We start from the raw sequence: 26,516 nt of genomic DNA on the forward strand, positions 1-26,516 counted from the left end.
AGTAAGTGGTCACCCGACCAGGCTGGTAAGTCGTTAGAGATGAATCGGGTTAGTTGGTGGCCGCGGGGCTAAAAATAGCTCCAACTGAAAAGTAAAGGAAGAAACATGCCGCGTCGTCGCGAAGTCCCCAAGCGGGAAGTGTTGCCGGATCCGAAATTCGGTAACGTAGATGTTGCAAAGTTCATGAACGTGCTGATGCTCTCCGGCAAGAAGTCGGTTGCTGAGCGTATCGTGTACGGCGCTTTCGAACAGATCCAGACCAAGGGTGGCAAGGACCCGCTGGAAGTGTTCACGGTAGCGCTCAACAACGTCAAGCCGGTGGTCGAAGTTAAGAGCCGCCGCGTTGGTGGTGCGAACTATCAGGTTCCGGTAGAAGTGCGTCCGTCGCGTCGTATGGCATTGGCGATGCGTTGGTTGCGTGAAGCCGCGAAGAAGCGCAGCGAGAAGTCGATGGCTCTGCGTCTGGCAGGTGAACTCTCCGAAGCGGCCGAAGGCCGTGGCGGCGCGATGAAGAAGCGCGACGAAGTTCACCGGATGGCAGAAGCCAACAAGGCGTTCTCGCACTTCCGTTTCTAAGCTTCCCGAACCCGGGTTTAGCAGAAAAAGCGGAAAGAAATTCCGGGCGGGTGCGCTTACAAAGCGCCTCGCCCGTTTGTGTTACAGCGCGATGGGTATTTTCTCGCATCGCGTCATCCCAATAGAGGATCAAAGTGGCTCGCAAGACACCTATCGAGCGCTACCGTAACATCGGTATTAGCGCTCACATCGACGCCGGCAAAACGACGACGACCGAGCGCATTCTGTTCTACACCGGCGTGAACCACAAGATTGGTGAAGTTCACGACGGCGCTGCCACCATGGACTGGATGGAGCAGGAGCAGGAACGCGGTATCACGATCACGTCCGCTGCTACCACGGCATTCTGGAAAGGCATGGCCGGCGACCGCGCTGAGCACCGCATCAACATCATCGACACCCCGGGCCACGTTGACTTCACGATTGAAGTTGAGCGCTCGATGCGCGTGCTCGACGGCGCATGCATGGTGTATTGCGCAGTGGGCGGCGTGCAGCCCCAGTCGGAAACCGTGTGGCGTCAGGCTAACAAGTACAAGGTTCCCCGTCTCGCGTTCATCAACAAGATGGACCGTACCGGCGCGAACTTCTTCAAGGTCTACGACCAGCTCAAGTTGCGTCTGAAGGCGAACCCGGTTCCGGTCGTGGTGCCTATCGGCGCTGAAGAATCGTTCACGGGCGTGGTCGATCTGCTGAAGATGAAGGCGATCATTTGGGACGAAGCGTCCCAAGGCACGAAGTTCTCGTACGAAGAAATCCCGGCGGAACTCGTTGACACGTGCAATGAATGGCGTGAAAAGATGATCGAAGCTGCGGCCGAATCGAGCGAAGAACTGATGAACAAGTACCTCGAGTCGGGTGAGCTGACCGAGGCAGAAATCGTCAAGGGTCTGCGCGACCGTACGATCGCTTGCGAAATCCAGCCGATGCTGTGCGGTACCGCGTTCAAGAACAAGGGCGTGCAACGGATGCTGGACGCCGTGCTCGACTTCCTGCCGTCGCCGATCGACATTCCGCCGGTTACGGGCGAACTCGAAAACGGTGAAAAGGCTGAGCGTCGCGCAGCTGACGACGAGAAGTTCTCGTCCCTCGCATTCAAGATCATGACCGACCCGTTTGTCGGCCAGCTGATCTTCTTCCGTGTGTACTCCGGCACGACGAAGTCGGGCGACACGCTGCTGAACGCGACCAAGGACAAGAAGGAACGTCTCGGCCGTATTCTGCTGATGCACGCAAACCAGCGTGAAGAAATCAAGGAAGTGCACGCAGGCGACATCGCTGCTGCAGTTGGCCTGAAAGACGCGACCACGGGCGACACGTTGTGCGATCCGCTGCACCCGATCGTGCTCGAGCGCATGATTTTCCCGGAGCCGGTGATTTCGCAGGCTGTTGAGCCGAAGACGAAACCGGACCAGGAAAAAATGGGTCTGGCGCTGAACCGTCTGGCTCAGGAAGATCCGTCGTTCCGCGTTCAAACGGACGAAGAATCGGGTCAAACCATTATTTCGGGGATGGGCGAGCTCCACCTGGAAATTCTGGTTGACCGGATGAAGCGTGAATTCGGCGTCGAAGCAACCGTCGGCAAGCCGCAAGTGGCGTATCGTGAAACGATTCGCGGCAAGGCGGAAGACGTTGACGGCAAGTTCGTCAAGCAGTCGGGTGGTCGCGGCCAGTACGGTCACGCGGTCATCACGCTCGAGCCGAATGAGCAGGGCAAGGGCTACGAGTTCCTGGACGAAATCAAGGGCGGTGTGATTCCGCGTGAATACATCCCGGCAGTCGACAAGGGTATCCAGGAAACGCTGAAGGCTGGCGTGCTGGCAGGCTTCCCGGTCGTTGACGTGAAGGTTCACCTGACGTTCGGTTCGTACCACGACGTTGACTCGAACGAAAATGCGTTCCGCATGGCCGGTTCGATGGCGTTCAAGGAAGCAATGCGCAAGGCTCAACCGGTCATCCTCGAACCGATGATGGCTGTGGAAGTCGAAACGCCTGAAGATTACATGGGCAACGTGATGGGCGATCTGTCGGGTCGTCGCGGTATCGTTCAGGGCATGGACGACATGGTTGGTGGCGGCAAGATCGTTCGCGCCGAAGTGCCGCTGTCGGAAATGTTCGGCTACTCGACGTCGCTGCGTTCGCTGACCCAAGGTCGTGCAACGTACACGATGGAGTTCAAGCACTACTCCGAAGCACCGCGTAACGTGTCGGAAGCGATCATCAACGCCAAGTCGAAGTAATCGCGCGGCAAGTCATTCAACGATTAACTTTTTGAAAGAAGAGAAACATGGCTAAAGGTAAATTCGAACGGACCAAGCCGCACGTGAACGTCGGCACGATCGGTCACGTTGACCACGGCAAGACCACGCTGACGGCAGCGATCACGACGGTGCTGACCAAGAAGTTTGGCGGCGAAGCGAAGGCATACGACCAGATCGACGCGGCGCCGGAAGAAAAGGCACGTGGTATCACGATCAACACGGCACACGTCGAGTACGAAACGGCTAACCGCCACTACGCACACGTCGACTGCCCGGGCCACGCTGACTATGTGAAGAACATGATCACGGGCGCAGCGCAGATGGACGGCGCAATCCTGGTGTGCTCGGCAGCAGACGGTCCGATGCCGCAAACGCGTGAGCACATCCTGCTGGCGCGTCAGGTTGGCGTTCCGTACATCATCGTGTTCCTGAACAAGTGCGACATGGTGGACGACGCTGAGCTGCTGGAGCTCGTCGAGATGGAAGTTCGCGAACTTCTGTCGAAGTACGACTTCCCGGGCGACGACACGCCGATCATCAAGGGTTCGGCCAAGCTGGCGCTGGAAGGCGACACGGGCGAGCTGGGCGAAGTGGCGATCATGAACCTGGCCGATGCGCTGGACACGTACATCCCGACGCCGGAGCGCGCAGTTGACGGTGCGTTCCTGATGCCGGTGGAAGACGTGTTCTCGATCTCGGGTCGCGGCACGGTGGTGACGGGTCGCGTTGAGCGCGGCGTGGTGAAGGTCGGCGAAGAAATCGAAATCGTCGGTATCAAGCCGACGGTGAAGACGACGTGCACGGGCGTGGAAATGTTCCGCAAGCTGCTCGACCAGGGTCAGGCAGGCGACAACGTTGGTATCCTGCTGCGCGGCACGAAGCGTGAAGACGTGGAGCGTGGCCAGGTTCTGGCGAAGCCGGGTTCGATCAACCCGCACACGCACTTCACGGCTGAAGTGTACGTGCTGAGCAAGGACGAAGGCGGCCGCCATACGCCGTTCTTCAACAACTATCGTCCGCAGTTCTACTTCCGTACGACGGACGTGACGGGCTCGATCGAGTTGCCGAAGGACAAGGAAATGGTCATGCCGGGCGACAACGTGTCGATCACGGTGAAGCTGATCAACCCGATCGCGATGGAAGAAGGTCTGCGCTTCGCAATTCGCGAAGGCGGCCGTACGGTCGGCGCAGGTGTGGTTGCCAAGATTCTCGAGTAAAATCGAGGGTTGAAGTTGCAGTAAGTGGTGCCCGGAGCCGGGCGCCAGCACCATAGCGTGTCGATAGGAGTTGGCGCTTTAGCGCTTCCTCCTATCTCAAGCCCGGCTCTACGTTCTTTTACCATCTGGCGGCGCAATACCGCCTCGCTCTTTCCAAGGAATTGTCATGCAGAACCAGAAAATCCGCATTCGCCTGAAGGCTTTCGACTATCGCCTGATCGATCAATCGGCAGCTGAAATCGTCGACACCGCAAAGCGGACTGGCGCAATCGTTCGTGGTCCGGTGCCCCTGCCGACCCGCATTCAACGTTTCGACATCCTGCGTTCGCCGCACGTCAACAAGACGTCGCGCGATCAGCTCGAAATCCGTACGCACCAACGCCTGATGGACATCGTCGATCCGACGGACAAGACCGTTGACGCACTGATGAAGCTGGACCTGCCGGCTGGCGTGGACGTGGAAATCAAGCTCCAATAAGGCTTGCAGCGGTTGCCTGGCGTGCCGGGCAACGCTAAGTCATTGATTGCTTGCGGAAAACGAAAAGCCTCGCTATAATGCAAGGCTTTTCGCGCATTTGCGCAAAAAAGTCGGTGTGCTGCAGCATGAATTCATGCCCGAAACGGCACCGGCATTTTGTAAATTAGCCCCGACCAATCGCAGTCGGGAATGGAGAAAACGATGAGCCTTGGACTCGTAGGTCGCAAGGTTGGCATGACCCGTATCTTCACGGCAGAAGGGGATTCGATTCCCGTTACCGTGCTGGACGTGTCCGACAACCGCGTGACGCAGATCAAGACTGTTGAAACCGACGGCTATACCGCCGTGCAGGTTGCATTCGGTACGCGCCGTGCATCGCGTGTGACGAAGCCGTTGGCCGGTCATCTCGCCAAAGCCGGTGTTCAAGCCGGTGAAATCCTCAAAGAATTCCAGATCGATGCTGCCAAGGCTGCCGAGTTGTCGAACGGCACCGTGGTCGGTCCCGACCTGTTCGAAGTAGGCCAGAAGGTCGACGTGCAAGGCGTGTCGATCGGTAAGGGCTACGCCGGTACCATCAAGCGTTACAACTTCGCATCCGGCCGTGCATCGCACGGTAACTCGCGCTCGCACAACGTGCCGGGTTCGATCGGTATGGCGCAGGATCCGGGTCGTGTTTTCCCGGGTAAGCGCATGACCGGTCACATGGGTGACGATACGGTAACCGTGCAAAACCTCGAAATCGCTCGTATCGACGCTGACCGCAAGCTGTTGCTGGTCAAGGGCGCCGTTCCGGGTGCGAAGGGTGGCAAGGTATTCGTTACGCCGGCCGTGAAAACGCGTGCCGTGAAAGGAGCGAAATAATGGAACTTAAGCTCCTGAATGCCAATGGTCAGGAAGGTGCAGGCGTTAGCGCGTCGGACGTAGTGTTCGGTCGCGATTACAACGAAGCCCTGATTCACCAGGTCGTGGTGGCGTATCAAGCGAATGCCCGTAGCGGCAACCGCGCGCAGAAGGACCGTGAGCAAGTTAAGCACACGACCAAGAAGCCGTGGCGCCAGAAGGGTACGGGCCGCGCCCGTGCCGGTATGTCGTCGAGCCCGCTGTGGCGCGGCGGTGGCCGGATCTTCCCGAATTCGCCGGAAGAAAACTTTTCGCACAAGGTCAACAAGAAGATGCATCGCGCAGGTCTCTGCTCGATCTTCTCGCAGCTGGCCCGCGAAGGCCGTATCTCGGTGGTCGACGAGCTGACGCTCGAAGCGCCGAAGACCAAGCTGCTGGCCGAAAAATTCAAGGCGATGGGTCTCGACTCCGTGCTGGTGATTACCGACACGGTTGACGAAAACCTGTACCTCGCGTCGCGCAACCTCGCCCATGTGGCAGTTGTCGAGCCGCGTTACGCCGACCCGCTGTCGCTGATCTACTTCAAGAAGATCCTGATCACGAAGGCTGCGGTCGCCCAGATCGAGGAGTTGCTGTCATGAGCGAGATTCGCAAAAACGATCATCGTTTGATGCAGGTCCTGCTCGCGCCGGTGATCTCCGAAAAGGCGACGCTGGTGGCCGACAAGAACGAGCAAGTTGTGTTCGAAGTCGCGCCCGATGCCACGAAGCAGGAAGTGAAAGCTGCAGTCGAGCTGCTGTTCAAGGTGGAAGTCAATTCCGTCAACGTGCTGGTCTCGAAGGGCAAAGCCAAGCGCTTTGGCCGCTTCATGGGCAAGCGCAAGGACGTGAAGAAGGCGTACGTCTGTCTGAAGCCCGGCCAGGAAATCAACTTTGAAGCGGAGGCCAAGTAATCATGGCAATCGTTAAAGTTAAGCCGACTTCGCCGGGTCGCCGTGCGATGGTCAAGGTGGTCAACAAGGATCTGCATAAGGGCAAGCCGTTCGCACCGCTGCTCGATTCGCAATCCACGACTGCCGGCCGTAACAACAACGGCCACATCACCACGCGCCATAAGGGTGGTGGTCATAAGCATCACTATCGCGTCGTCGATTTCCGTCGCAACAAGGACGGCATTCCGGCGAAGGTCGAACGTCTTGAGTACGATCCGAACCGTAGCGCGAACATCGCGCTGGTTCTGTACGCAGACGGCGAGCGCAAGTACATCATCGCTCCGAAGGGTGTGACGGTTGGCCAGCAACTGATGTCGGGTTCGGAAGCTCCGATCCGCGCAGGTAACACGCTGCCGATCCGCAACATTCCGGTCGGTACGACGATCCACTGCATCGAAATGCTGCCGGGCAAGGGCGCGCAAATGGCGCGTTCGGCTGGTACGTCGGCGATGTTGCTGGCTCGTGAAGGCATCTACGCACAGGTCCGCCTGCGCTCCGGTGAAATCCGCCGCGTTCACGTTGAATGCCGCGCGACGATTGGTGAAGTTGGCAACGAAGAGCATAGTCTCCGTCAAATCGGTAAGGCTGGCGCGAATCGCTGGCGCGGTATCCGCCCGACGGTGCGTGGCGTTGCAATGAACCCGGTCGATCACCCGCACGGCGGTGGTGAAGGCAAGACGGCTGCAGGTCGCGATCCGGTGAGCCCGTGGGGCACGCCTGCTAAGGGTTATCGCACCCGCAGCAACAAGCGCACGACGAGCATGATCGTCCAGCGCCGTCACAAGCGTTAAGGAGTAGGCAATGGCACGTTCTGTAAAAAAAGGTCCGTTCTGCGACGCCCATTTGCTGAAGAAAGTTGAGTCGGCAGCCGCTGCGCGTGACAAGAAACCGATCAAAACCTGGTCGCGTCGTTCGACGATTCTGCCGGATTTCATCGGTTTGACGATTGCTGTGCACAACGGCCGTCAACACGTTCCGGTGTACATCTCGGAAAACATGGTCGGCCACAAGCTTGGCGAGTTTGCATTGACCCGGACGTTCAAGGGTCACGCAGCCGACAAGAAGGCTAAGAAATAAGGGGCTCATGATGGAAGTGAAAGCAATTCATCGCGGTGCCCGCATCTCGGCGCAGAAAACGCGCCTTGTGGCTGACCAGATCCGCGGTTTGCCGGTCGACAAGGCGCTGAACGTTCTGACGTTCTCGCCGAAGAAGGCTGCGGGAATCGTGAAAAAGGTCGTCCTGTCGGCGATCGCGAATGCGGAGCATAACGAAGGCGCCGATATCGACGAGCTCAAAGTAACGAGCATCATGGTCGACAAGGCTGCATCGCTGAAGCGTTTTACCGCGCGCGCTAAAGGCCGTGGTAACCGCATCGAGAAGCAATCCTGTCACATCACTGTGACGGTCGGGAATTAAGGGGTCATACGATGGGACAGAAAATTCATCCGACTGGCTTCCGTTTGGCCGTCAGCCGCAATTGGGCGTCGCGTTGGTACGCGAACAACAACAATTTCGCGGCGATGTTGCAGGAAGACATCGGTGTTCGTGAATACCTGAAGAAGAAGCTGAAAAACGCTTCGGTTGGTCGCGTCGTTATCGAGCGCCCGGCGAAAAACGCGCGCATCACGATTTATAGCTCGCGTCCGGGTGTCGTCATCGGTAAGAAGGGCGAGGATATCGAGCTGCTGAAGTCGGAACTGCAACGCCGCATGGGCGTTCCGGTCCACGTCAACATCGAAGAAATCCGCAAGCCGGAAACCGATGCGCAACTGATCGCGGATTCGATCACGCAACAACTCGAGCGTCGGATTATGTTCCGCCGCGCGATGAAGCGTGCGATGCAAAACGCAATGCGTCTGGGTGCTCAAGGCATCAAGATCATGAGCGCTGGCCGCCTGAACGGTATCGAAATCGCTCGTACGGAATGGTATCGCGAAGGTCGCGTTCCCCTTCATACGCTGCGTGCTGATATCGACTACGCAACTTCGGAAGCGAAGACGACGTACGGCATCATCGGTGTGAAGGTGTGGGTCTACAAGGGCGACACGCTCGGCCGCAACGACGCACCGGTGGTTGAAGAAGTCGCCGAAGAAAAGCGTCCGCGCCGTAACGCACGTCCGGGTGGCGATCGCCGTCCGCGTCGCGATGGTGAAGGTGGTGGCCCGGCAGGTGCACGCCGTGGCGCTCCTCGTCGTGCTGGCGGTGCCGGCGACGGCGGGAAGACTGGAGAATAACGATGCTGCAACCGAAACGCAGAAAGTATCGCAAAGAGCAGAAGGGTCGTAACACCGGTATCGCTACCCGCGGCAACGCGGTGTCGTTCGGTGAGTTCGGCCTGAAGGCTATCGGTCGTGGTCGCTTGACCGCGCGCCAGATTGAAGCGGCACGTCGTGCAATGACGCGTCACATCAAGCGTGGTGGCCGCATCTGGATCCGCATCTTCCCGGACAAGCCGATCTCGCACAAGCCGGCTGAAGTACGTATGGGTAACGGTAAAGGTAACCCTGAGTACTACGTCGCGGAGATTCAACCGGGCAAGATGCTGTACGAAATGGATGGCGTAACCGAAGAGCTGGCACGCGAAGCGTTCCGTCTGGCTGCAGCTAAGCTGCCGCTCAAGACGACGTTTATCGTGCGTCAGCTCGGCGCCTAAGGAGTAAATGATGAAGGCTTCCGAACTTCACCAGAAAGATCAGGCCGCGCTCAACAAGGAGCTGTCGGACCTGTTGAAGGCGCAATTCGGCCTGCGCATGCAACTCGCGACCCAGCAGCTCACGAACACGAGCCAGCTGAAGAAGGTTCGTCGCGACATCGCACGTGTGCGGACCGTCCTGACTGAGAAGGCGAACCAGAAATGAACGATAGCGTAAAAACCTCGCTCAAGCGGACGCTGGTCGGCAAGGTCGTCAGCAACAAGATGGACAAGACGGTCACCGTGCTGGTTGAGCACCGCGTGAAGCACCCGATCTACGGCAAGTACGTTGTGCGTTCGAAGAAGTACCACGCGCACGACGATGCGAACACATATAACGAGGGTGACCTCGTTGAAATCCAGGAAACGCGTCCGATTTCGAAGACGAAAGCTTGGGTTGTGGCTCGCCTGGTCGAGGCTGCTCGCGTCATCTGACGCCGCAAGTTGTAGAAGTAGTTGAAATCGCAGTAAGTTTCGCTTGCAAGACCGGGATTATGTGATATGATCTCGGTCTTCCCTCTTTTATGGGAGCCCCGTCGCGGGCGAAGTTGGTGGGGGAAGCGGTTCGGGCGCCAGTCTGTTCCGAAGGATTCACCGGATTGCGATGGCGGGTTTCGTTTGCCGTCGCTGCTGTTCATACCCAAGCAGCCGATTGGCTGACGGGACCAAGACTGACCGGGTGCGCCATGGTGGTGTGACCGGATTAAGTTGGGAAAGATAAACCATGATCCAGACCGAAACTCGGCTTGAAGTGGCCGACAACACCGGTGCGCGTGAAGTCATGTGCATCAAGGTTCTCGGCGGCTCGAAGCGTCGTTATGCCAGCATTGGCGACATCATCAAGGTGACCGTCAAAGAAGCAACGCCGCGCGGGCGCGTGAAGAAAGGCGAAATTTACAACGCCGTGGTGGTTCGCACCGCCAAGGGCGTGCGCCGTCAGGACGGCTCGCTGATCAAGTTCGACGGCAATGCTGCAGTGCTGTTGAATGCCAAGCTTGAACCTATTGGCACCCGTATTTTCGGGCCTGTTACGCGCGAGTTGCGCAGCGAACGATTCATGAAGATCGTTTCGCTGGCACCTGAAGTGCTGTAAGGAGTCGCGATGAACAAGATTCGCAAAGGTGACGAAGTTATCGTCATCACCGGCAAAGACAAAGGCAAGCGCGGCGTCGTGCTGTCCGTTGGCGAAGACAAAGTTATTGTCGAGGGTATCAACCTCGTCAAGAAGCACGTCAAGCCGAACCCGATGAAGGGTACGACGGGCGGTGTGGAAGCCAAGACGATGCCGCTGCAAATTTCGAACGTCGCATTGGTCGACGCGAATGGCAAGGCGTCGCGTGTAGGCATCAAGGTCGAAGGGGACAAGAAAGTTCGTTTCCTTAAGACGACCGGTGCTGTGCTGAGCGCCTGACGCAGCGGAGTAAAAAAATGGCTCGTTTGCAAGAGTTTTACAAAGAAAAGGTTGTACCCGGCCTCATCGAGAAGTTCGGTTACAAGTCCGTGATGGAAGTGCCGCGCATCACCAAGATCACCCTGAACATGGGCCTTGGCGAAGCGGTTGCTGACAAGAAGATCATCGAAAACGCCGTTGGCGACCTGACGAAGATCGCAGGCCAGAAGCCGGTGATCACGAAGGCACGCAAGGCAATCGCTGGCTTCAAGATCCGTCAGGGCTATCCGATCGGTGCAATGGTCACGTTGCGTGGTCAGGCAATGTACGAATTTCTGGACCGTTTCGTGACGGTCGCGCTCCCCCGTGTGCGTGACTTCCGTGGCGTGTCGGGTCGTGCGTTTGATGGCCGTGGCAACTACAACATCGGTGTGAAAGAGCAGATCATTTTCCCCGAAATCGACTACGACAAGATCGACGCACTGCGTGGGCTGAACATCAGCATCACGACAACTGCGAAGACCGACGACGAAGCAAAGGCTCTGCTCGCCAGCTTCAAGTTCCCGTTCAGAAACTGAGGTTACCGTGGCTAAACTGGCACTGATCGAACGTGAAAAGAAGCGTGCTCGCCTGGCCGCTAAGTACGCTCCCAAGCGTGCTGAGCTGAAAGCGATCATCGGCGATATGAGCAAGTCGGACGAAGAGCATTACGTAGCACGTCTGGAACTGCAACAACTGCCGCGCAACTCTAACCCGACCCGTAAGCGCAATCGTTGCGCAATTACCGGTCGCCCGCGTGGCACGTTCCGTAAATTCGGGCTGGCGCGTAACAAGATTCGCGAAATCGCGTTCCGCGGCGAGATCCCTGGCCTGACCAAGGCGAGCTGGTAATAGGAGAAACGTAAATGAGCATGAGTGATCCTATCGCCGATATGCTGACTCGCATCCGCAATGCGCAGATGGTTGAGAAAGTTTCGGTGACAATGCCCTCGTCGAAAGTCAAGGTTGCGATTGCGCAGGTCCTGAAGGACGAAGGCTATATCGATGATTTCGCAGTGAAGTCTGAAGGTGCGAAGTCTGAATTGAACATCGTGTTGAAGTACTACGCTGGCCGTCCGGTGATCGAGCGCATTGAACGCGTTTCGAAGCCTGGTCTGCGTGTGTACCGCGGCCGTAACGACATCCCCGTGGTCATGAATGGCCTCGGCGTGGCAATCGTGTCGACGCCGAAGGGCGTGATGACGGACCGCAAGGCGCGTGCAACGGGCGTTGGCGGCGAAGTCATCTGCTACGTCGCTTAAGGCCGAAAGGAGAGAAACATGTCTCGAGTAGGTAAAAGCCCGATCGCGCTGCAAGGCGCAGAAGTGGCCCTGAGCGACGAACGCATTACCGTCAAGGGTCCGCTGGGTACGATTTCGCAGGCTGCAAACAGCCTCGTGAAAGTGGTGAACGACAACGGCACGCTGAAGTTCGAGCCGGTGGGCGAAAGCCGCGAAGCGAATGCGATGTCGGGCACGATGCGCGCACTGGTTGCGAACATGGTGAACGGCGTGACGAAGGGTTTCGAGCGCAAGCTGACGCTGGTTGGCGTCGGTTACCGCGCACAGGCGCAAGGCGACAAGCTGAACCTGTCGCTGGGTTTCTCGCACCCCGTGGTGCACCAGATGCCGGAAGGCGTTAAGGCTGAAACCCCGACGCAAACCGAAATCGTGATCAAGGGGATCAATAAGCAACAAGTTGGCCAAGTCGCTGCAGAAGTGCGCGGCTATCGCCCGCCGGAGCCCTACAAGGGCAAGGGTGTGCGTTACGCCAACGAGGTTGTGATCCTCAAAGAAACGAAGAAGAAGTAAGGGTGCGCAATCATGGATAAGACTCAATCTCGCCTGCGCCGCGCTCGTCAGACGCGTATCAAGATCGCTGAGCTGCAGGTCGCGCGTCTCGCCGTGCATCGCACGAACACGCACATCTATGCGCAAGTGTTCTCGCCGTGCGGCACCAAGGTGCTCGCCAGCGCGTCGACGCTCGAAGCCGAAGTGCGTGCGCAACTGGCTGATCAGACGGGCAAGGGCGGCAACGTCGCTGCTGCGACCCTGATCGGTAAGCGCATTGCAGAAAAGGCTAAGGCTGCCGGCATCGAATCCGTCGCCTTCGACCGTTCGGGTTTCCGTTACCACGGCCGCGTGAAAGCGCTGGCTGATGCGGCGCGCGAAGCCGGACTCAAGTTCTAAGGGAAGAATTCGTCATGGCAAAGATGCAAGCGAAAGTTCAGGCTGACGAACGCGACGACGGCCTGCGCGAAAAGATGATTTCGGTCAACCGCGTGACCAAGGTTGTGAAGGGCGGCCGGATTCTCGGTTTTGCCGCACTGACCGTGGTTGGCGACGGTGATGGCCGCGTCGGTATGGGCAAGGGCAAGGCGAAGGAAGTGCCGGTCGCTGTTCAGAAGGCGATGGAACAGGCTCGCCGCAACATGTTCAAGGTGCCGCTTAAGAACGGTACCCTGCAACACGAAGTGCACGGTAAGCACGGCGCATCGATGGTCCTCCTGGCTCCGGCCAAGGACGGTACCGGTGTGATCGCTGGTGGCCCGATGCGCGCAGTGTTCGACGTGATGGGCGTGCAGAACGTTGTGGCCAAGAGCCACGGTTCGACGAACCCGTACAACCTCGTTCGTGCAACGCTCGACGGTCTGCGCAAGCAGTCGACGCCGGGTGATATCGCGGCGAAGCGCGGCAAGTCCGTCGAAGATATTCTGGGCTAAGGTGGACACCATGTCTGATAAAACTGTCAAGGTCCAGCTCGTCAAGAGCCTGATCGGCACCCGTGAAACGCACCGTGCAACGGTGCGTGGCCTGGGTCTGCGCCGACTCAATTCGGTTAGCGAGTTGCAGGACACGCCGGCTGTGCGCGGCATGATCAACAAGGTTTCGTACCTCGTTAAGGTCATCGGCTAAGCGGCTGACCAGGACTCAAGGAGTTGATAATGGAATTGAATAACCTGAAGCCGGCTGAAGGCTCGAAGCACGCTAAGCGTCGCGTCGGCCGTGGTATCGGCTCCGGTCTGGGCAAGACTGCTGGCCGTGGTCACAAGGGTCAGAAGTCGCGTTCGGGCGGCTTTCACAAGGTTGGCTTCGAAGGCGGTCAAATGCCGCTGCAACGTCGCCTGCCGAAGCGTGGCTTCACCTCGCTGACGAAGGAATTCGTCGGTGAAGTGCGTCTCTCTGATCTGGAAAAGCTGCCGGTCGACGAAATCGATCTGTTGGCTCTGAAGCAAGCCGGCCTGCTCGGCGAGCTGATCACGAGCGCCAAGATCATCGCGACGGGCGAGCTCAAGCGCAAGGTCGTTGTGAAGGGTCTGGGTGCGACGAAGGGTGCGCGCGCTGCTATTGAAGCAGCCGGCGGCTCTTTTGCCGAGTAACGTGCAAGTTATTTGCCGTCACTAGCATTTGCATCGGAGAAGGTACTTGGCTAACAGTCCGAGTCTCGCAAAACCCGGTCGCAGCGCGGCGAAGTTTGGCGATCTGCGTCGGCGGGCAGTATTCCTGCTGCTGGCGTTGATCGTCTATCGTATCGGCGCGCACATTCCGGTGCCGGGTATTGACCCGGACCAACTGGCGAAGCTGTTTCAAAGCCAGTCGGGCGGCATCCTTGGCATGTTCAACATGTTCTCGGGTGGTGCACTTTCGCGGTTCACGATTTTTGCGCTGGGGATCATGCCGTACATTTCGGCGTCGATCATCATGCAGTTGCTGGCGATTGTTTCGCCGCAGCTGGAAGCGCTTAAAAAGGAAGGGCAAGCTGGGCAACGGAAGATTACGCAGTACACGCGTGTCTTTACGGTCCTGCTGGCGACGTTCCAGGCGTTCGGCATTGCCGTCGCGCTGGAAAATCAGCCGGGCCTGGTGATCGATCCGGGGATGGTGTTTCGGTTGACGACGGTCGTGACACTTGTGACCGGCACGATGTTCCTGATGTGGCTGGGTGAGCAGATCACGGAACGCGGGCTCGGTAACGGTATCTCGATCATCATTTTCGGCGGTATTGCGGCCGGCTTCCCGAACGCGATCGGTGGTCTTTTCGAACTGGTGCGAACCGGCTCGATGAGCATCATCTCGGCGATTATTGTGGTCGCGCTGATTGCTGCAGTGACGTATCTGGTTGTGTTCATCGAACGCGGTCAGCGCAAGATTCTTGTGAACTACGCCAAGCGGCAAGTCGGTAACAAGATTTACGGCGGACAGTCTTCGCATCTGCCGCTGAAGTTGAATATGTCGGGCGTGATTCCGCCGATCTTTGCATCGTCGATCATTCTCTTCCCGGCAACCATCCTGAACTGGTTTAGTTCGGGGTCACGTGCCAGCTGGTTCGCAGACACGTTGCACAACGTGGCCGAAGCCATTAAGCCCGGTCAACCCGTGTACGTGTTGCTGTACGCGTTGGCGATCGTCTTCTTCTGCTTTTTCTACACCGCACTGGTGTTCAACAGCAGGGAAACGGCCGACAACCTGAAAAAGAGTGGCGCTTTCGTCCCAGGCATCCGCCCGGGCGATCAAACCGCGCGATACATCGACCGCATCCTGACGCGTCTGACGCTGGCTGGTGCGATCTACATCGTGTTTGTTTGTCTGCTGCCTGAATTTTTGGTACTGCGCTGGAACGTGCCGTTTTATTTTGGTGGAACGTCGTTGCTGATCATTGTCGTCGTCACAATGGATTTCATGGCGCAGGTGCAGTCGTACGTTATGTCGCAACAGTATGAATCGCTGCTGAAGAAAGCTAACTTCAAAGGCGGCGGCGTCCCGATGCGTTGAAAGGACTTATGGCCAAAGACGATGTTATCCAGATGCAGGGTGAAGTCATCGAAAACCTGCCTAACGCTACCTTTAGGGTGAAGCTGGAAAACGGCCATGTCGTATTGGGACACATATCCGGCAAGATGCGGATGCACTACATCCGAATCCTGCCGGGCGACAAGGTGACGGTTGAATTGACGCCTTACGATCTGTCGCGTGCGCGGATCGTGTTCCGGGCGAAGTGATTTGAAAAAAGGGTAATATCATGAAAGTGATGGCATCGGTTAAGCGCATTTGCCGCAATTGCAAGATCATCAAGCGCAAAGGCGTTGTGCGCGTGATTTGCAGCTCTGATCCGCGCCACAAACAGCGTCAAGGCTGAACGCCGCGCTTTTTGCTGCGCTTTTTGTTTGAGGAAAAACAATGGCTCGTATCGCAGGGGTTAACATCCCGAATCACCAGCATACCGAAATCGGCCTGACGGCAATTTACGGTGTCGGCCGCACGCGCTCGCGCGACATTTGCGTCGCTGCTGGTGTGGCATTTTCGAAGAAGGTCAAGGACCTGAACGACGCAGACCTCGAAAAGCTGCGTGAAGAAGTCGGCAAGTTCATCGTTGAAGGCGATCTGCGCCGTGAAACGACGATGAACATTAAGCGCCTGATGGATCTCGGCTGCTACCGTGGCGTGCGTCATCGCAAGGGCTTGCCCCTGCGTGGCCAACGCACGCGTACGAATGCCCGTACGCGCAAGGGTCCGCGTCGTGCAGCGCAATCGCTGAAGAAGTAAGCGGAACTGACAGTTACAGGAAAACGTAATGGCTAAGGCTTCGAACAACTCCGCGGCGCAACGCGTTCGCAAGAAGGTCAAGAAGAACGTCGCCGAGGGCGTGGTTCACGTTCACGCGTCGTTCAACAACACCATCATCACGATCACCGATCGTCAAGGCAATGCACTTGCCTGGGCAACGTCGGGTGGTCAGGGCTTCAAGGGTTCGCGTAAATCGACCCCGTTTGCAGCCCAGGTGGCAGCCGAATCGGCTGGCCGCGTGGCGATGGAATACGGCGTGAAGAACCTCGAAGTGCGGATCAAGGGCCCCGGTCCTGGCCGTGAGTCCGCGGTGCGCGCGCTGCATGGTCTTGGCATCAAGATCACCGCGATCTCCGACGTGACGCCGGTACCGCACAACGGCTGCCGTCCGCCGAAGCGTCGTCGTATCTAAGACGCGTGTTTCGCTAGCGCCTGTTGCCGCCGGGTTGTGTGCCGGCGACGACGGGCTGCTTGCGTTATTGAATTGACTAAGCCCACCGTTCGACCCAAAGGGTTCGGACTAGCGTGAACGCGAGTTCACGTGATTAATCATAGAAGGAATCAACGTGGCACGTTATATCGGCCCTAAGGCCAAGCTGTCCCGCCGTGAAGGCACTGACCTCTTCCTGAAGAGCGCCCGTCGTTCGCTCGCTGACAAGTGCAAGCTTGACAGCAAGCCCGGCCAACATGGCCGCACGTCGGGTGCACGTACGTCCGACTACGGCACGCAGCTGCGCGAAAAGCAAAAAGTGAAGCGCATCTACGGTGTCCTCGAGCGTCAATTCCGCCGTTACTTCGCTGAAGCCGACCGCCTGAAGGGCAACACGGGTGAAAACCTGCTGCAATTGCTCGAATCGCGCCTCGACAACGTCGTGTATCGCATGGGCTTCGGCTCGACGCGTGCTGAAGCACGTCAGCTCGTGAGCCACAAGGCGATCACGGTGAATGGCGTTGTGTCGAACATCCCGTCGATGCAAGTGAAGGCAGGCGACGTCGTCGCAGTGCGCGAACAAAAGAAGAAGCAGGCGCGTATTCTCGAAGCGCTGTCGCTGGCTGAGCAAGGCGGTCTGCCGAGCTGGGTCGCTGTCGATTCGAAGAAGTTCGAAGGCACGTTCAAGAGCAAGCCGGAACGCAGCGACATCGCTGGCGATATCAACGAAAGCCTGATCGTCGAATTGTATTCGCGGTAATCGGATTAACGGCCGGGGCACCCCGATTGCGATGCGCAAGGGGGCGTCTCGGCTGTTTATTTTCAGGTTGTTACCGGTCAGCCTTATCGGTGTAACGAGCCGAGGGTATTGAAAAGGAAAACCTATGCAAACCAGTTTGTTGAAGCCCAAGATCATCGCAGTTGAATCGCTTGGTGAGAGCCACGCGAAAGTGGTCATGGAACCGTTTGAACGCGGTTATGGCCACACCTTGGGTAACGCGCTTCGGCGCGTGCTGCTGTCGTCAATGATCGGCTATGCGCCGACCGAAGTGACGATCGCAGGCGTCGTACATGAGTATTCGACGCTCGACGGTGTGCAAGAGGATGTGGTCAACCTGTTGTTGAACCTGAAGGGCGTCGTGTTCAAGCTGCATAACCGTGACGAAGTGACGGTTACGCTGCGCAAGGAAGGCGAAGGTGTTGTCACCGCTGGCGACATCGAACTCGCGCACGATTGCGAAGTGATCAACCCGGATCACGTGATTGCGCATCTGTCGAAGGGCGGTAAGCTCGACGTGCAGATCAAGGTCGAAAAGGGCCGTGGTTATGTGCCGGGCAACGTGCGTCGTTACGGCGAAGAGTCGGCCAAGATCATCGGCCGTATCGTGCTGGATGCGTCGTTCTCGCCGGTTCGCCGCGTGAGCTACGCCGTTGAAAGCGCGCGCGTCGAACAACGTACTGACCTCGACAAGCTCGTGATGAACATCGAGACCAACGGTGTGATCTCGCCGGAAGAAGCGATCCGTCAATCGGCGCGTATTCTGGTTGATCAACTGTCGGTGTTCGCTGCTCTGGAAGGCACCGAAGCAACGGCGGAAGCGCCGTCGCGTGCGCCGCAGATCGATCCGATCCTGCTGCGTCCGGTTGATGATCTCGAACTGACGGTTCGTTCCGCGAACTGCCTGAAGGCCGAGAACATTTACTACATCGGCGACCTGATCCAGCGTACGGAAAACGAGTTGCTCAAGACCCCGAATCTGGGTCGCAAGTCGTTGAACGAAATCAAGGAAGTATTGGCGTCGCGTGGTTTGACGCTCGGCATGAAACTCGAAAACTGGCCGCCGGCAGGTTTGGACAAGTAAGTCGAGAAGTAATCTCGGGACAGAACCCGTCGCTGCACTGGCAAAGACGCGGATTTTCCTTTAAAATCCGCGTCTTGTCTTTTTTCACTACCGGCCCGTGCACTCGTCACCGTTGGGAAACCGAGGGTAGATTGAGCGCGATAGAAGAGCTGGACCAAAACTTTGAATCAAAGGAATTAACATGCGTCACCGTCATGGTCTGCGGAAACTGAACCGCACGAGCAGCCACCGTCTGGCAATGCTCCGTAACATGTCCAACTCGTTGATCGAGCACGAAGTCATCAAGACGACGCTGCCGAAGGCGAAAGAACTCCGTAAAGTCGTCGAGCCGCTGATCACGCTCGGCAAAAAGCCGTCGCTGGCAAATCGCCGTCTGGCGTTCAACCGCCTGCGCGATCGTGATTCGGTCACGAAGCTGTTCGAAGTCCTCGGCCCGCGTTACGCTACCCGTCCGGGCGGCTACCTGCGCGTCCTGAAGTTCGGCTTCCGCGTCGGCGACAACGCACCGATGGCACTGGTCGAATTGCTGGACCGTCCGGAAGTCGAAGAAGTTGAAGTGCAAGAAGCTGAGTAAGCTTTTTAGCATCGAAGAAAAAGCCAGGCACCGAGCCTGGCTTTTTTGTTTATTGCGGCGAGTTTCCGTGCGGCATGCCGGCTGCGGCGGCCAAATGCCGCATGCTTACAGGAGCAGCGTCTGCGGCATCGCAAGGCTAGGTGATACGATATCGGCACTTGAATCGTGCCGGTCCGGAGCCTTTGTGAGCGTGAATGTAACCTTGATTCTGACGACGGTACCGGATCCCACCGTTGCTCAGAAGCTCGCTGCGGGTGCATTGGCCGCGCGGCTATGTGCGTGCGTCACTCAGTTGGGGGCGGTGCAGTCCAGTTACCATTGGCAGGGCACGATCGAAGCGGCGCAGGAGATTCAGTTATTGTTCAAGACGAGCAATGCACGCGCGCTGGAACTCGAGCAGTACATTCAGGCGCACCATCCCTACGACACGCCGGAAATCCTCTCGTGGCAAGCTACGGCCTCTGCCGCGTACGGCCAGTGGCTCACAGCTGAAACCCAACGTCCTCTCCATGTTTAACGGTTCCACCCGAGTTGCGCGCAATGCGCTGCGCACGTTCATTTTTCTGCTTGGCTGTCTGGTTTCCACGCAGTTCGGCACGCTTGCGCACGCTGCGGACGACTTTCTCGATCCTGCCGTCGCCTTCAAATTCAGCGCGACCGAGAAGCCCGGCGAAGTCGACGTCACCTACAAGATCGCGGACGGCTACTACATGTACCGCGAACGTTTCGCCTTCGCGACGCGCAACGGCGCGGCGACGATCGGCGAACCGCAGTTGCCGGCTGGCCACGTCAAGTTCGATCAGACCTTCAACAAGAATGTCGAGACCTATCGGAATGAGCTGACGATCCGTATCCCGGTGAAACAGGCGGCAGGGCCGTTTGATCTCGCTGTTACGTCTCAAGGCTGTGCCGATGCCGGTATCTGCTACCCGCCCATGGAGCGCGTGTATCGCGTGAGTGGTGAGGCGTTGCAGCCGGCTGGGAGTGCCGCAGCGGCGACCGCCACGCAGCAATCCGCAGCAACGGGCGCCTCATGGTATGAGCGCGCCACCAGCGCTGACTATGCCCAATCGCTACTTCAAGGCGGCGGCTTCTTTGCGATCATCGGGCTCTATTTCGTGGCAGGCGTCGTGCTTAGTCTGCTGCCGTGCTCGTATCCGATGATTCCGATCCTGTCCGCGATCATCATCGGCGAAGGCGCGCGAGTGACGCGCGCTCGCGGTTTTGCGTTGTCGCTGGCATACGTGATCGGCATGGCGCTCGTGTACACGGCGCTTGGCATTGCCGCAGCGCTGGTTGGGCAGAGTCTCGGTGCCTGGTTGCAGAATCCGTGGGTGCTCGGCACGTTCGGCGTACTGCTGACGGTTTTTGCGTTGACCCTGATCGCGGGCTTCGACATCGCGTTGCCGCAGCGCTGGCAGGACGGCGTGTCGCGCGCATCGAGCGGGCGTTCCGGCGGCAAGTTTGCCGCAGTGGCCGTCATGGGCGCGCTGTCCGCGTTAGTAGTCGGCGCCTGCATGACTGCGCCGCTATTTGCCGTGCTGGCCTTCATCGCGCATACGGGCGACGCATTGCTCGGCGGCGCAGCGCTGTTTTCGATGGGACTCGGGCTCGGTGTGCCGCTCCTGATCATCGGACTTGGCGCCGGCACGGTGCTGCCGCGCGCCGGCGCATGGATGAATGGCGTCAAGGTGTTTTTCGGTGTGGTGCTGCTTGCCGCTGCTTTGTGGATTGTCTGGCCGGTGCTCGGTGCGTCCGCGGCAATGCTGTTAAGCGCGCTGTGGTTGCTGATTGCCGCCGCCGGACTCGGTCTTTTCTCGGCCCCGGCGGTGGGCGTTAGCATCTGGCGCCGGCTTGGCCGGGGTATTGGCGCGGCGCTGGCAATCTGGGCGGCGGTGTTGCTGGTTGGTCTCGCCGCAGGCTCATCCGATCCGCTGCGTCCACTAGCAGTGCTGGCCGCGCGCGGCGGCGGTGGGGCTAACGTACCAGGGGCCTCCACAGCGGCGGATACCACCTCAGAGGGTGATCTGACGTTCGCGTCCGTGCGGTCTTCGACCGAGTTGGATGAGGCCGTCAAAACGGCTGCGCAGCCCGCTATGCTCGATTTTTACGCAGACTGGTGCGTGAGCTGCAAGGAGATGGAGAAGTTCACGTTTAGTGATCCGCGTGTGCAGGCGAAGTTGAAGCAGATGAACCTGCTGCGCGCCGACGTCACCGCGAATAACGCCGACGATCAGATGCTGCTTAAACGGTTCAGCCTGTTTGGGCCGCCTGGCATCATCTTCTTCGATCAAGGCGGCAAGGAAGTGTTGCGCGTCGTTGGATACGAGTCCGCTGACAAGTTCTTGCGCAGCCTCGATCGCGTGAGTGCGCCCGGCGCCTAGTCGGTGGCGCGGTTCGTCCGCGCGGGCCTGCACAAAAAAACGGAGGCGTGACTGAAAAGTCCGCCTCCGTTTCTTTTTAAGCGTTCAGACTAGCGCCGCCCGCCAGGACGGCATGCCGGGTCAGATCACTTTTCCGAGCGCAAAATCCGCGCGGCATCCAGCGCGAAGTAGGTCAGCACACCATCCGCGCCAGCCCGCTTGAACGCCAGCAGCGATTCCATCATCGCTTTGTCGTGATCGAGCCAGCCGTTCTGCGCGGCGGCCTTCAACATCGCGTATTCGCCGCTGACCTGGTACACGTAGGTCGGGAACTTGAACTCATCTTTCACCCGGCGCACGATGTCCAGATACGGCATGCCGGGCTTGACCATCACCATGTCCGCGCCTTCTTCGATGTCTGCTTGCACCTCGCGCAGTGCTTCATTCGAATTTGCCGGGTCGATCTGGTAGGTCATCTTGTTGCCCTTGCCGAGGTTCGTCGCGGAACCGACGGCATCGCGGAACGGGCCGTAAAACGCCGACGCGAACTTGGCCGCGTAAGCCATGATCCGCGTGTGGATATAGCCTTCGCTCTCGAGCATTTCGCGGATCGCGCCGATGCGGCCGTCCATCATGTCAGAAGGCGCGACGATATCGACGCCCGCTTCAGCTTGCGCACGGGCCTGTTCCACGAGGATCTCGACGGTTTCGTCGTTGATCACATAACCGGCTTCGTCGAGCACGCCGTCCTGGCCGTGGCTCGTGTACGGATCGAGCGCGACGTCGGTCAGCACGCCGAGATCGGGGAAATTCTTTTTCAGTTCGCGGACCGCGCGCGGAATCAACCCGGCGGGATTCGTCGCTTCGCGGCCATCGGGCGTCTTCAAGGAAGGTTCGATGGCCGGGAAGAGCGACAGCACCGGCACGCCCAACTCGACGCATTGCTCGGCCACGCCCATCAGCAGATCCACCGAGACGCGTTCGACGCCCGGCATCGACGGCACGGCTTGCCGCACGTTGGTGCCTTCGACGACAAACACGGGATAGATCAGATCGTTCGTGGTGAGGATGTTTTCTCGCATCAGACGGCGCGAGAAGTCGTCACGGCGCATGCGGCGCGGACGGTAGTGCGGATAGAAGCTCATAAACGAATCGAAGAAACGTGGATGTGTGGAGTGGACAAGTAGCGCCTGCCTCCGCTCCCGGAAACTTTTCGAGACAATGGTATATCATACCGATCGAGCAAGGCGCCCTGCGCTGACCTCCCCGCTTCTCCTCCCTGAGCGGGTGCCTGTCGTTTTTTCGATTAGGCTGTTTGACCCGCCGTTAATGCGGCGGGTTTTTTTATGGGCGGCCGGAAAGGCGCTTTTTCGATGGCGGGGATAAGCCTGGCGGTTACTGCGGCGCGTCTGCTTCGCCTTTTGCGTTGGGGATCAGCCAGCTTTCAATCAGTTCGTGCGCTTCGTCGATGCCGACGCGTTTGAGCGCCGAGAAGAGCTGCGCCGTCAATTCGCCCTGGTAACCGGCGGTACGATATTCGGCCAAGCCTTTCTGCGTCGCGCGCAAGGCGTTGACGCTCTCTTGGCGCGTCAATTTGTCGCACTTGGTCAGCAGCGTGTGGATCGGCTTGCCGGTCGGCGCGAACCACTCGATCATGCGGCGGTCCAGATCCGTCAACGGGCGGCGCGAATCCATCATCAGGATCATGCCGCGCAATTGCGAGCGCGATTGCAGGTAGGTGGAGAGCAGCGCTTCCCAGTGCGCCTTGGCCGCGCCCGGCACTTCCGCATAACCGTAACCCGGCAGGTCGACCAGGTGCGCGGTCGGCTCGTCCGCTTTGCCCACCGAGAAATAATTGATGTGCTGCGTGCGGCCAGGCGTCTTACTGGCGAAGGCGAGGCGCTTCTGATTGCACAGAATATTGATGGCCGTGGACTTGCCCGCGTTCGAGCGTCCCGCAAAGCAGATTTCGGGCTGCGCAGTGGCCGGCAGATCACGCAAGTGATTGACGGTCGTGAAAAAGCGGGATTGGTGGAGCAGGAAGGACATGATCAGGCCAGGATTCGAGACGCCGGGGAACCCGGTAGTGGGGACGGGTCAAGCCCGACTGGCGTCTTAGCGATTAGCGAGTTATTGTACAATACGATGGTTTACTGAAAACCTGAGGGGACCAGCCAGCGTGCCTTGGCGGCTCTTAGCGGTCACTCAGTCGCTGTCGTATCTTGCAAAACCTCTAAAATCCCACAAGACGAGACAGGGTGTGCGAATGAATCGACTGTGCAAGAGTCTGATGGTGCTTCAAGTAGCAGCGGGTCTTTCAGGTTTGGCAATTCAGGCACGAGCAGCAGATCCGGCAAAGCCGGACGTCAATCGGGGGCAGGCAATCGCAATGCAGGTTTGCGCGTCGTGTCACGGAGCAGACGGCAACAGTGCTGGTGGTGCCTATCCGAAGCTGGCGGGCCAACACCCCGAGTATCTCGTCAAGCAGTTGATGGATTTCAAGACGCAGCCTGGCGCCAAGCAACCCGCGCGCAACAATGCGATCATGGCGGGCATGGCTGCGGCGCTGTCCGACCAGGACATGGCCAATGTGGCTGCCTATTTTTCGACGCAGACCCCGAAGCCAGGCTACGCGCATAACAAAGATACCGTTGCGCTCGGTCAGAAGATTTATCGCGGTGGGATTGCCGATAAGGGCGTGCCGGCGTGCGCGAGCTGCCACGGGCCGACCGGTCAGGGGATTCCGTCCCAGTATCCGCGGCTGTCGGGGCAGTGGGCCGAATACACGGTGGCGCAGTTGACCGCGTTCACGCAGGGCCCGGGCGCACGTAACAACAATGAGGCGATGCATGCAGTCGCGTCGCGTCTGTCGGACAGCGAGATCAAGGCTGTAGCCGATTACATCGCGGGCTTGCACTAGGAAGTCCGCACGCAAGTGCAACCGGTCCGGCGAGGCCGGTACAAAACAAGAAAAGGGTGAGGGCGTCGTGTCTACGACAGCCCTTCACCCTTTTTTGCTGTTCAGTCGGAGTATGAATGAGCGTCACCACGTCGGGTTTGCAGTCGAAGTCGGGCAATCGCATCGCGCGCAGCATCATCGAGGTCTTGAGTTCGATGCGTTTCGCGATTGCGCTGCTCGTGATTTTGTCGATCGCCAGCATCATCGGCACCGTCCTCACGCAGGACGATCCCTATCCCAACTACGTCAATCAGTTCGGCCCGTTCTGGGCGGACATCTTCCGCTCGCTGAGCCTGTACACGGTGTACAGCTCATGGTGGTTCATGCTGATTCTCGGTTTCCTGATGGTGTCGGTGTCGCTGTGCGTGATCCGCAATGCGCCAAAGATGGTCGCGGACGCGAAGAGCTGGAAGGACAAGGTCCGCGAAGGCAGCTTGCGCGCGTTCCATCATAAGGGCGAGTTCGCGGTGCACGGCTCACGTGCGCAGACCGCGGCGGTGCTTGCCAAACTCTCGGCGAAACTCGGCTACAAGTTCGTCACGCGTGAGTCGGACGGTGCCACGCTGATCGCCGCCAAGCGCGGTGCACTGACCAAGTTCGGCTACATCTCCGCGCACATCGCGATTGTGGTGATCTGTCTGGGCGGGCTGCTCGACAGCAATTTGCCGATCAAGCTGCAAATGTGGCTGTTCAATAAGTCGCCGATCAGTGCCAATACGGTGATCAATGACATTCCGCCGGAACATCGCCTGTCGCAATCGAACCCGACGTTCCGCGGCTACGCGTGGGTGCCGGAAGGGCAGCATGTGTCGACGGCGATTCTGAACCAGCCGAACGGCTCGCTGATCCAGGATCTGCCGTTTTCGATCGAGCTGAACAAGTTCATCGTCGACTATTACTCCACGGGCATGCCGAAGCTGTTCGCGAGCGACATTGTCGTGGTCGACCATCAGACGGGCGCGCGCGTGCCGGCGCGCGTCGAGGTGAACAAGCCGTTCACTTACGACGGCGTATCGATTTACCAGTCGAGCTTCCAGGACGGCGGCTCGCAGATGCAGATGACCGCGTACCCGATGTCCGGCGCGAGCGCGAAGACCGCGCCGTTCGGCGGCACGATCGGCGGCAATGCGCCGCTGAGCACGGCCACGCCGCTGGCTGACGGGCAGACTGTCGAATTCACCGATTTCCGTGCAATTAACGTCGAAAACGTCTCGAACGGTAGCGGTCAGACCGATGCCCGTGGCGTCGCCGCGCATCGCACGTTGAAGGAGGCGTTCGACGAGCGTCTCGGCTCAGGCGCCAAGACTTCGAAGCCACTCGACCTGCATAACGTCGGACCGTCGGTGCAATACAAAGTGCGCGACAAGGACGGGCAGGCGCGCGAGTACAACAACTACATGCTGCCGGTGGACGTTGCGGGCGAAAAAATGTTCCTCGCCGGCATGCGTCTGAATCCGGACGACCCTTTCCGCTATCTGCGGATTCCCGCCGACACGGGCGGTACCGTCAAGGAATGGATGAACCTGCGCGCCACGCTTGAAAATCCGGCTATGCGGGCGGCCGCCGCTCATCGTTTCGCGCTGCGCTCGGTGCCGGGTTCGAATACCGAACTGCAACAGCATCTGGAAGAAAGCGCGCTGCGTGTCCTGACCCTGTTTGCCGGTGCGGATAACAGCATCAAGATGCCGAACGGCCAGATGGTCGGCGGCTTCCAGGCGGTCGCCGGATTCATCGATCATTCGGTGCCGAAGGGCGAGCAGGAAAAGGCCGCGGGCCTGCTGCTGCGCATGCTGGAAGGCGCGACGTGGGACTTGTGGCAACTGTCGCGCGAGCAGCTGGGCGAGCCGGATGCCGTGGCCAATGCGGACGCCAGCCGCTTCATCCAAAGCTCGATCAACGCGATATCCGACAGCTTTTTGTATGGATCGCCGGTCTACTTGCAGCTTGACTCATTCAAGCAGGTGCAAGCTTCGGTATTTCAGTTGACGCGCGCGCCGGGCAAAAAAGTCGTGTATCTTGGCAGCCTGCTCCTCGTGTTGGGCATCTTTTCGATGTTCTACGTCCGCGAACGGCGCCTCTGGTTCTGGCTCAAAGATACCGATCACGGCACGAATGTCGTGATGGCGATGTCGAGTGCACGCAAAACGCTCGATTTCGAAAAGGAGTTCGTCCAAACGCGCGACGCTGTCGGCGCCGCGTTGGGCGCGAAGCTCACCGAAGCACCCGACGCCTCCGGCAAGGCCGGCGCGCCGTCCGCACGCTCACAAGATTCGACCCGGTAA

At 58.8% G+C, this 26,516-nt stretch carries 38 protein-coding genes; 36 read left to right on the forward strand and 2 right to left on the reverse strand.

Annotated features, from left to right (window positions below):
• The first annotated feature begins 105 nt into the window (after nucleotides 1-105).
• From rpsG to dsbD, 34 genes are all read left to right on the forward strand, one after another.
• Complete coding sequence (rpsG, locus tag PQR67_RS19345) at nucleotides 106-576, forward strand: 30S ribosomal protein S7 (protein WP_006053291.1); 471 nt, start codon at nucleotides 106-108, stop codon at nucleotides 574-576.
• Between the two features lie 134 nt (nucleotides 577-710).
• Complete coding sequence (gene fusA / locus PQR67_RS19350) at nucleotides 711-2,813, forward strand: elongation factor G (protein WP_408462585.1); 2,103 nt, start codon at nucleotides 711-713, stop codon at nucleotides 2,811-2,813.
• Nucleotides 2,814-2,860: 47 nt separating this feature from the next.
• The gene (tuf, locus tag PQR67_RS19355) at nucleotides 2,861-4,051 is read left to right on the forward strand and encodes an elongation factor Tu (RefSeq protein ID WP_063497539.1); all 1,191 of its coding nucleotides are present in this window, start codon (nucleotides 2,861-2,863) and stop codon (nucleotides 4,049-4,051) included.
• 166 nt (nucleotides 4,052-4,217) lie between these two features.
• A complete protein-coding gene (gene rpsJ / locus PQR67_RS19360; RefSeq protein ID WP_006998489.1) occupies nucleotides 4,218-4,529 on the forward strand; it encodes a 30S ribosomal protein S10 in 312 nt (103 codons plus the stop codon).
• Nucleotides 4,530-4,730: 201 nt separating this feature from the next.
• Nucleotides 4,731-5,390, forward strand: a complete 660-nt coding sequence (gene rplC / locus PQR67_RS19365; RefSeq protein ID WP_007180137.1) for a 50S ribosomal protein L3 — start codon at nucleotides 4,731-4,733, stop codon at nucleotides 5,388-5,390.
• Nucleotides 5,390-6,010, forward strand: coding sequence for a 50S ribosomal protein L4 (gene rplD, locus PQR67_RS19370; RefSeq protein WP_007180136.1), 621 nt, complete (start codon nucleotides 5,390-5,392; stop codon nucleotides 6,008-6,010). Before rplC ends, rplD begins: the two co-directional genes overlap by 1 nt.
• Nucleotides 6,007-6,321, forward strand: coding sequence for a 50S ribosomal protein L23 (gene rplW / locus PQR67_RS19375; protein WP_007180135.1), 315 nt, complete (start codon nucleotides 6,007-6,009; stop codon nucleotides 6,319-6,321). Before rplD ends, rplW begins: the two co-directional genes overlap by 4 nt.
• 2 nt (nucleotides 6,322-6,323) lie before the next feature.
• Complete coding sequence (gene rplB / locus PQR67_RS19380) at nucleotides 6,324-7,151, forward strand: 50S ribosomal protein L2 (protein ID WP_063497538.1); 828 nt, start codon at nucleotides 6,324-6,326, stop codon at nucleotides 7,149-7,151.
• A gap of 10 nt (nucleotides 7,152-7,161) precedes the next feature.
• Nucleotides 7,162-7,437 (forward strand): 30S ribosomal protein S19, encoded by a 276-nt coding sequence (gene rpsS, locus PQR67_RS19385; protein WP_054036552.1) that lies wholly within the window; start codon nucleotides 7,162-7,164, stop codon nucleotides 7,435-7,437.
• A 7-nt stretch (nucleotides 7,438-7,444) separates the two neighbouring features.
• Nucleotides 7,445-7,777, forward strand: a complete 333-nt coding sequence (rplV, locus tag PQR67_RS19390) for a 50S ribosomal protein L22 (protein ID WP_197070230.1) — start codon at nucleotides 7,445-7,447, stop codon at nucleotides 7,775-7,777.
• An 11-nt stretch (nucleotides 7,778-7,788) separates the two neighbouring features.
• A complete protein-coding gene (gene rpsC / locus PQR67_RS19395; protein ID WP_011490053.1) occupies nucleotides 7,789-8,595 on the forward strand; it encodes a 30S ribosomal protein S3 in 807 nt (268 codons plus the stop codon).
• A gap of 2 nt (nucleotides 8,596-8,597) precedes the next feature.
• Nucleotides 8,598-9,014 carry a 50S ribosomal protein L16 gene (gene rplP / locus PQR67_RS19400; protein WP_007180131.1) on the forward strand — a complete coding sequence of 139 codons (417 nt, stop codon included), beginning with the start codon at nucleotides 8,598-8,600 and terminating at the stop codon, nucleotides 9,012-9,014.
• Between the two features lie 10 nt (nucleotides 9,015-9,024).
• Complete coding sequence (gene rpmC / locus PQR67_RS19405; RefSeq protein WP_007180130.1) at nucleotides 9,025-9,219, forward strand: 50S ribosomal protein L29; 195 nt, start codon at nucleotides 9,025-9,027, stop codon at nucleotides 9,217-9,219.
• Nucleotides 9,216-9,488, forward strand: coding sequence for a 30S ribosomal protein S17 (rpsQ, locus tag PQR67_RS19410; RefSeq protein WP_007180129.1), 273 nt, complete (start codon nucleotides 9,216-9,218; stop codon nucleotides 9,486-9,488). The genes rpmC and rpsQ overlap by 4 nt, the downstream gene beginning before the upstream one ends.
• 289 nt (nucleotides 9,489-9,777) lie before the next feature.
• Entirely contained in the window at nucleotides 9,778-10,146 is a 369-nt protein-coding gene (rplN, locus tag PQR67_RS19415) for a 50S ribosomal protein L14 (protein ID WP_006052212.1), read from the forward strand.
• A 9-nt stretch (nucleotides 10,147-10,155) separates the two neighbouring features.
• Complete coding sequence (gene rplX, locus PQR67_RS19420; RefSeq protein WP_028199569.1) at nucleotides 10,156-10,464, forward strand: 50S ribosomal protein L24; 309 nt, start codon at nucleotides 10,156-10,158, stop codon at nucleotides 10,462-10,464.
• Nucleotides 10,465-10,481: 17 nt separating this feature from the next.
• Nucleotides 10,482-11,021: a 50S ribosomal protein L5 gene (rplE, locus tag PQR67_RS19425; protein ID WP_006052214.1), complete on the forward strand. Its 540-nt coding sequence runs from the start codon at nucleotides 10,482-10,484 to the stop codon at nucleotides 11,019-11,021.
• Nucleotides 11,022-11,028: 7 nt separating this feature from the next.
• On the forward strand, nucleotides 11,029-11,334 hold the full coding sequence (gene rpsN, locus PQR67_RS19430) for a 30S ribosomal protein S14 (RefSeq protein WP_120289167.1): 306 nt from the start codon (nucleotides 11,029-11,031) through the stop codon (nucleotides 11,332-11,334).
• Nucleotides 11,335-11,348: 14 nt separating this feature from the next.
• A complete protein-coding gene (gene rpsH / locus PQR67_RS19435; RefSeq protein ID WP_006052216.1) occupies nucleotides 11,349-11,744 on the forward strand; it encodes a 30S ribosomal protein S8 in 396 nt (131 codons plus the stop codon).
• Nucleotides 11,745-11,762: 18 nt separating this feature from the next.
• Complete coding sequence (gene rplF, locus PQR67_RS19440; protein ID WP_370711630.1) at nucleotides 11,763-12,293, forward strand: 50S ribosomal protein L6; 531 nt, start codon at nucleotides 11,763-11,765, stop codon at nucleotides 12,291-12,293.
• Between the two features lie 12 nt (nucleotides 12,294-12,305).
• The gene (rplR, locus tag PQR67_RS19445) at nucleotides 12,306-12,671 is read left to right on the forward strand and encodes a 50S ribosomal protein L18 (protein WP_006052218.1); all 366 of its coding nucleotides are present in this window, start codon (nucleotides 12,306-12,308) and stop codon (nucleotides 12,669-12,671) included.
• 14 nt (nucleotides 12,672-12,685) lie between these two features.
• Entirely contained in the window at nucleotides 12,686-13,204 is a 519-nt protein-coding gene (gene rpsE / locus PQR67_RS19450; RefSeq protein ID WP_006052219.1) for a 30S ribosomal protein S5, read from the forward strand.
• A gap of 10 nt (nucleotides 13,205-13,214) precedes the next feature.
• The gene (gene rpmD, locus PQR67_RS19455) at nucleotides 13,215-13,397 is read left to right on the forward strand and encodes a 50S ribosomal protein L30 (RefSeq protein WP_028199571.1); all 183 of its coding nucleotides are present in this window, start codon (nucleotides 13,215-13,217) and stop codon (nucleotides 13,395-13,397) included.
• A gap of 29 nt (nucleotides 13,398-13,426) precedes the next feature.
• Nucleotides 13,427-13,861: a 50S ribosomal protein L15 gene (gene rplO, locus PQR67_RS19460; RefSeq protein WP_370711629.1), complete on the forward strand. Its 435-nt coding sequence runs from the start codon at nucleotides 13,427-13,429 to the stop codon at nucleotides 13,859-13,861.
• Between the two features lie 46 nt (nucleotides 13,862-13,907).
• Entirely contained in the window at nucleotides 13,908-15,254 is a 1,347-nt protein-coding gene (gene secY, locus PQR67_RS19465; protein ID WP_408462589.1) for a preprotein translocase subunit SecY, read from the forward strand.
• Nucleotides 15,255-15,262: 8 nt separating this feature from the next.
• Nucleotides 15,263-15,481, forward strand: a complete 219-nt coding sequence (gene infA / locus PQR67_RS19470) for a translation initiation factor IF-1 (RefSeq protein ID WP_004521905.1) — start codon at nucleotides 15,263-15,265, stop codon at nucleotides 15,479-15,481.
• 20 nt (nucleotides 15,482-15,501) lie between these two features.
• A complete protein-coding gene (gene rpmJ, locus PQR67_RS19475) occupies nucleotides 15,502-15,618 on the forward strand; it encodes a 50S ribosomal protein L36 (protein WP_004199844.1) in 117 nt (38 codons plus the stop codon).
• A 41-nt stretch (nucleotides 15,619-15,659) separates the two neighbouring features.
• Entirely contained in the window at nucleotides 15,660-16,025 is a 366-nt protein-coding gene (gene rpsM / locus PQR67_RS19480; protein WP_012434566.1) for a 30S ribosomal protein S13, read from the forward strand.
• 28 nt (nucleotides 16,026-16,053) lie between these two features.
• On the forward strand, nucleotides 16,054-16,458 hold the full coding sequence (gene rpsK / locus PQR67_RS19485) for a 30S ribosomal protein S11 (RefSeq protein WP_006052224.1): 405 nt from the start codon (nucleotides 16,054-16,056) through the stop codon (nucleotides 16,456-16,458).
• A 154-nt stretch (nucleotides 16,459-16,612) separates the two neighbouring features.
• A complete protein-coding gene (gene rpsD / locus PQR67_RS19490; RefSeq protein WP_027800372.1) occupies nucleotides 16,613-17,236 on the forward strand; it encodes a 30S ribosomal protein S4 in 624 nt (207 codons plus the stop codon).
• Between the two features lie 124 nt (nucleotides 17,237-17,360).
• On the forward strand, nucleotides 17,361-18,338 hold the full coding sequence (locus tag PQR67_RS19495) for a DNA-directed RNA polymerase subunit alpha (RefSeq protein ID WP_006052226.1): 978 nt from the start codon (nucleotides 17,361-17,363) through the stop codon (nucleotides 18,336-18,338).
• A 181-nt stretch (nucleotides 18,339-18,519) separates the two neighbouring features.
• Nucleotides 18,520-18,912, forward strand: coding sequence for a 50S ribosomal protein L17 (rplQ, locus tag PQR67_RS19500; RefSeq protein WP_006052227.1), 393 nt, complete (start codon nucleotides 18,520-18,522; stop codon nucleotides 18,910-18,912).
• A 184-nt stretch (nucleotides 18,913-19,096) separates the two neighbouring features.
• On the forward strand, nucleotides 19,097-19,429 hold the full coding sequence (cutA, locus tag PQR67_RS19505; RefSeq protein WP_408462592.1) for a divalent-cation tolerance protein CutA: 333 nt from the start codon (nucleotides 19,097-19,099) through the stop codon (nucleotides 19,427-19,429).
• A complete protein-coding gene (gene dsbD, locus PQR67_RS19510) occupies nucleotides 19,422-21,296 on the forward strand; it encodes a protein-disulfide reductase DsbD (RefSeq protein ID WP_408462595.1) in 1,875 nt (624 codons plus the stop codon). Before cutA ends, dsbD begins: the two co-directional genes overlap by 8 nt.
• Nucleotides 21,297-21,421: 125 nt before the next feature.
• On the opposite strand, the gene hemB is transcribed toward dsbD, so the two are convergent.
• A complete protein-coding gene (gene hemB, locus PQR67_RS19515) occupies nucleotides 21,422-22,420 on the reverse strand; it encodes a porphobilinogen synthase (RefSeq protein WP_408462598.1) in 999 nt (332 codons plus the stop codon).
• A gap of 250 nt (nucleotides 22,421-22,670) precedes the next feature.
• Complete coding sequence (gene yihA / locus PQR67_RS19520) at nucleotides 22,671-23,324, reverse strand: ribosome biogenesis GTP-binding protein YihA/YsxC (protein ID WP_120345288.1); 654 nt, start codon at nucleotides 23,322-23,324, stop codon at nucleotides 22,671-22,673.
• 217 nt (nucleotides 23,325-23,541) lie between these two features.
• Between yihA and PQR67_RS19525 the strand changes: the two genes are divergently transcribed.
• Entirely contained in the window at nucleotides 23,542-24,195 is a 654-nt protein-coding gene (locus tag PQR67_RS19525; RefSeq protein ID WP_408462601.1) for a c-type cytochrome, read from the forward strand.
• A 116-nt stretch (nucleotides 24,196-24,311) separates the two neighbouring features.
• Nucleotides 24,312-26,516: a cytochrome c biogenesis protein ResB gene (locus tag PQR67_RS19530; protein WP_408462604.1), complete on the forward strand. Its 2,205-nt coding sequence runs from the start codon at nucleotides 24,312-24,314 to the stop codon at nucleotides 26,514-26,516.

The sequence above is a fragment of the Paraburkholderia fungorum genome (genome assembly GCF_046026025.1).
In the GTDB taxonomy this organism is placed as follows: domain Bacteria; phylum Pseudomonadota; class Gammaproteobacteria; order Burkholderiales; family Burkholderiaceae; genus Paraburkholderia; species Paraburkholderia fungorum_E.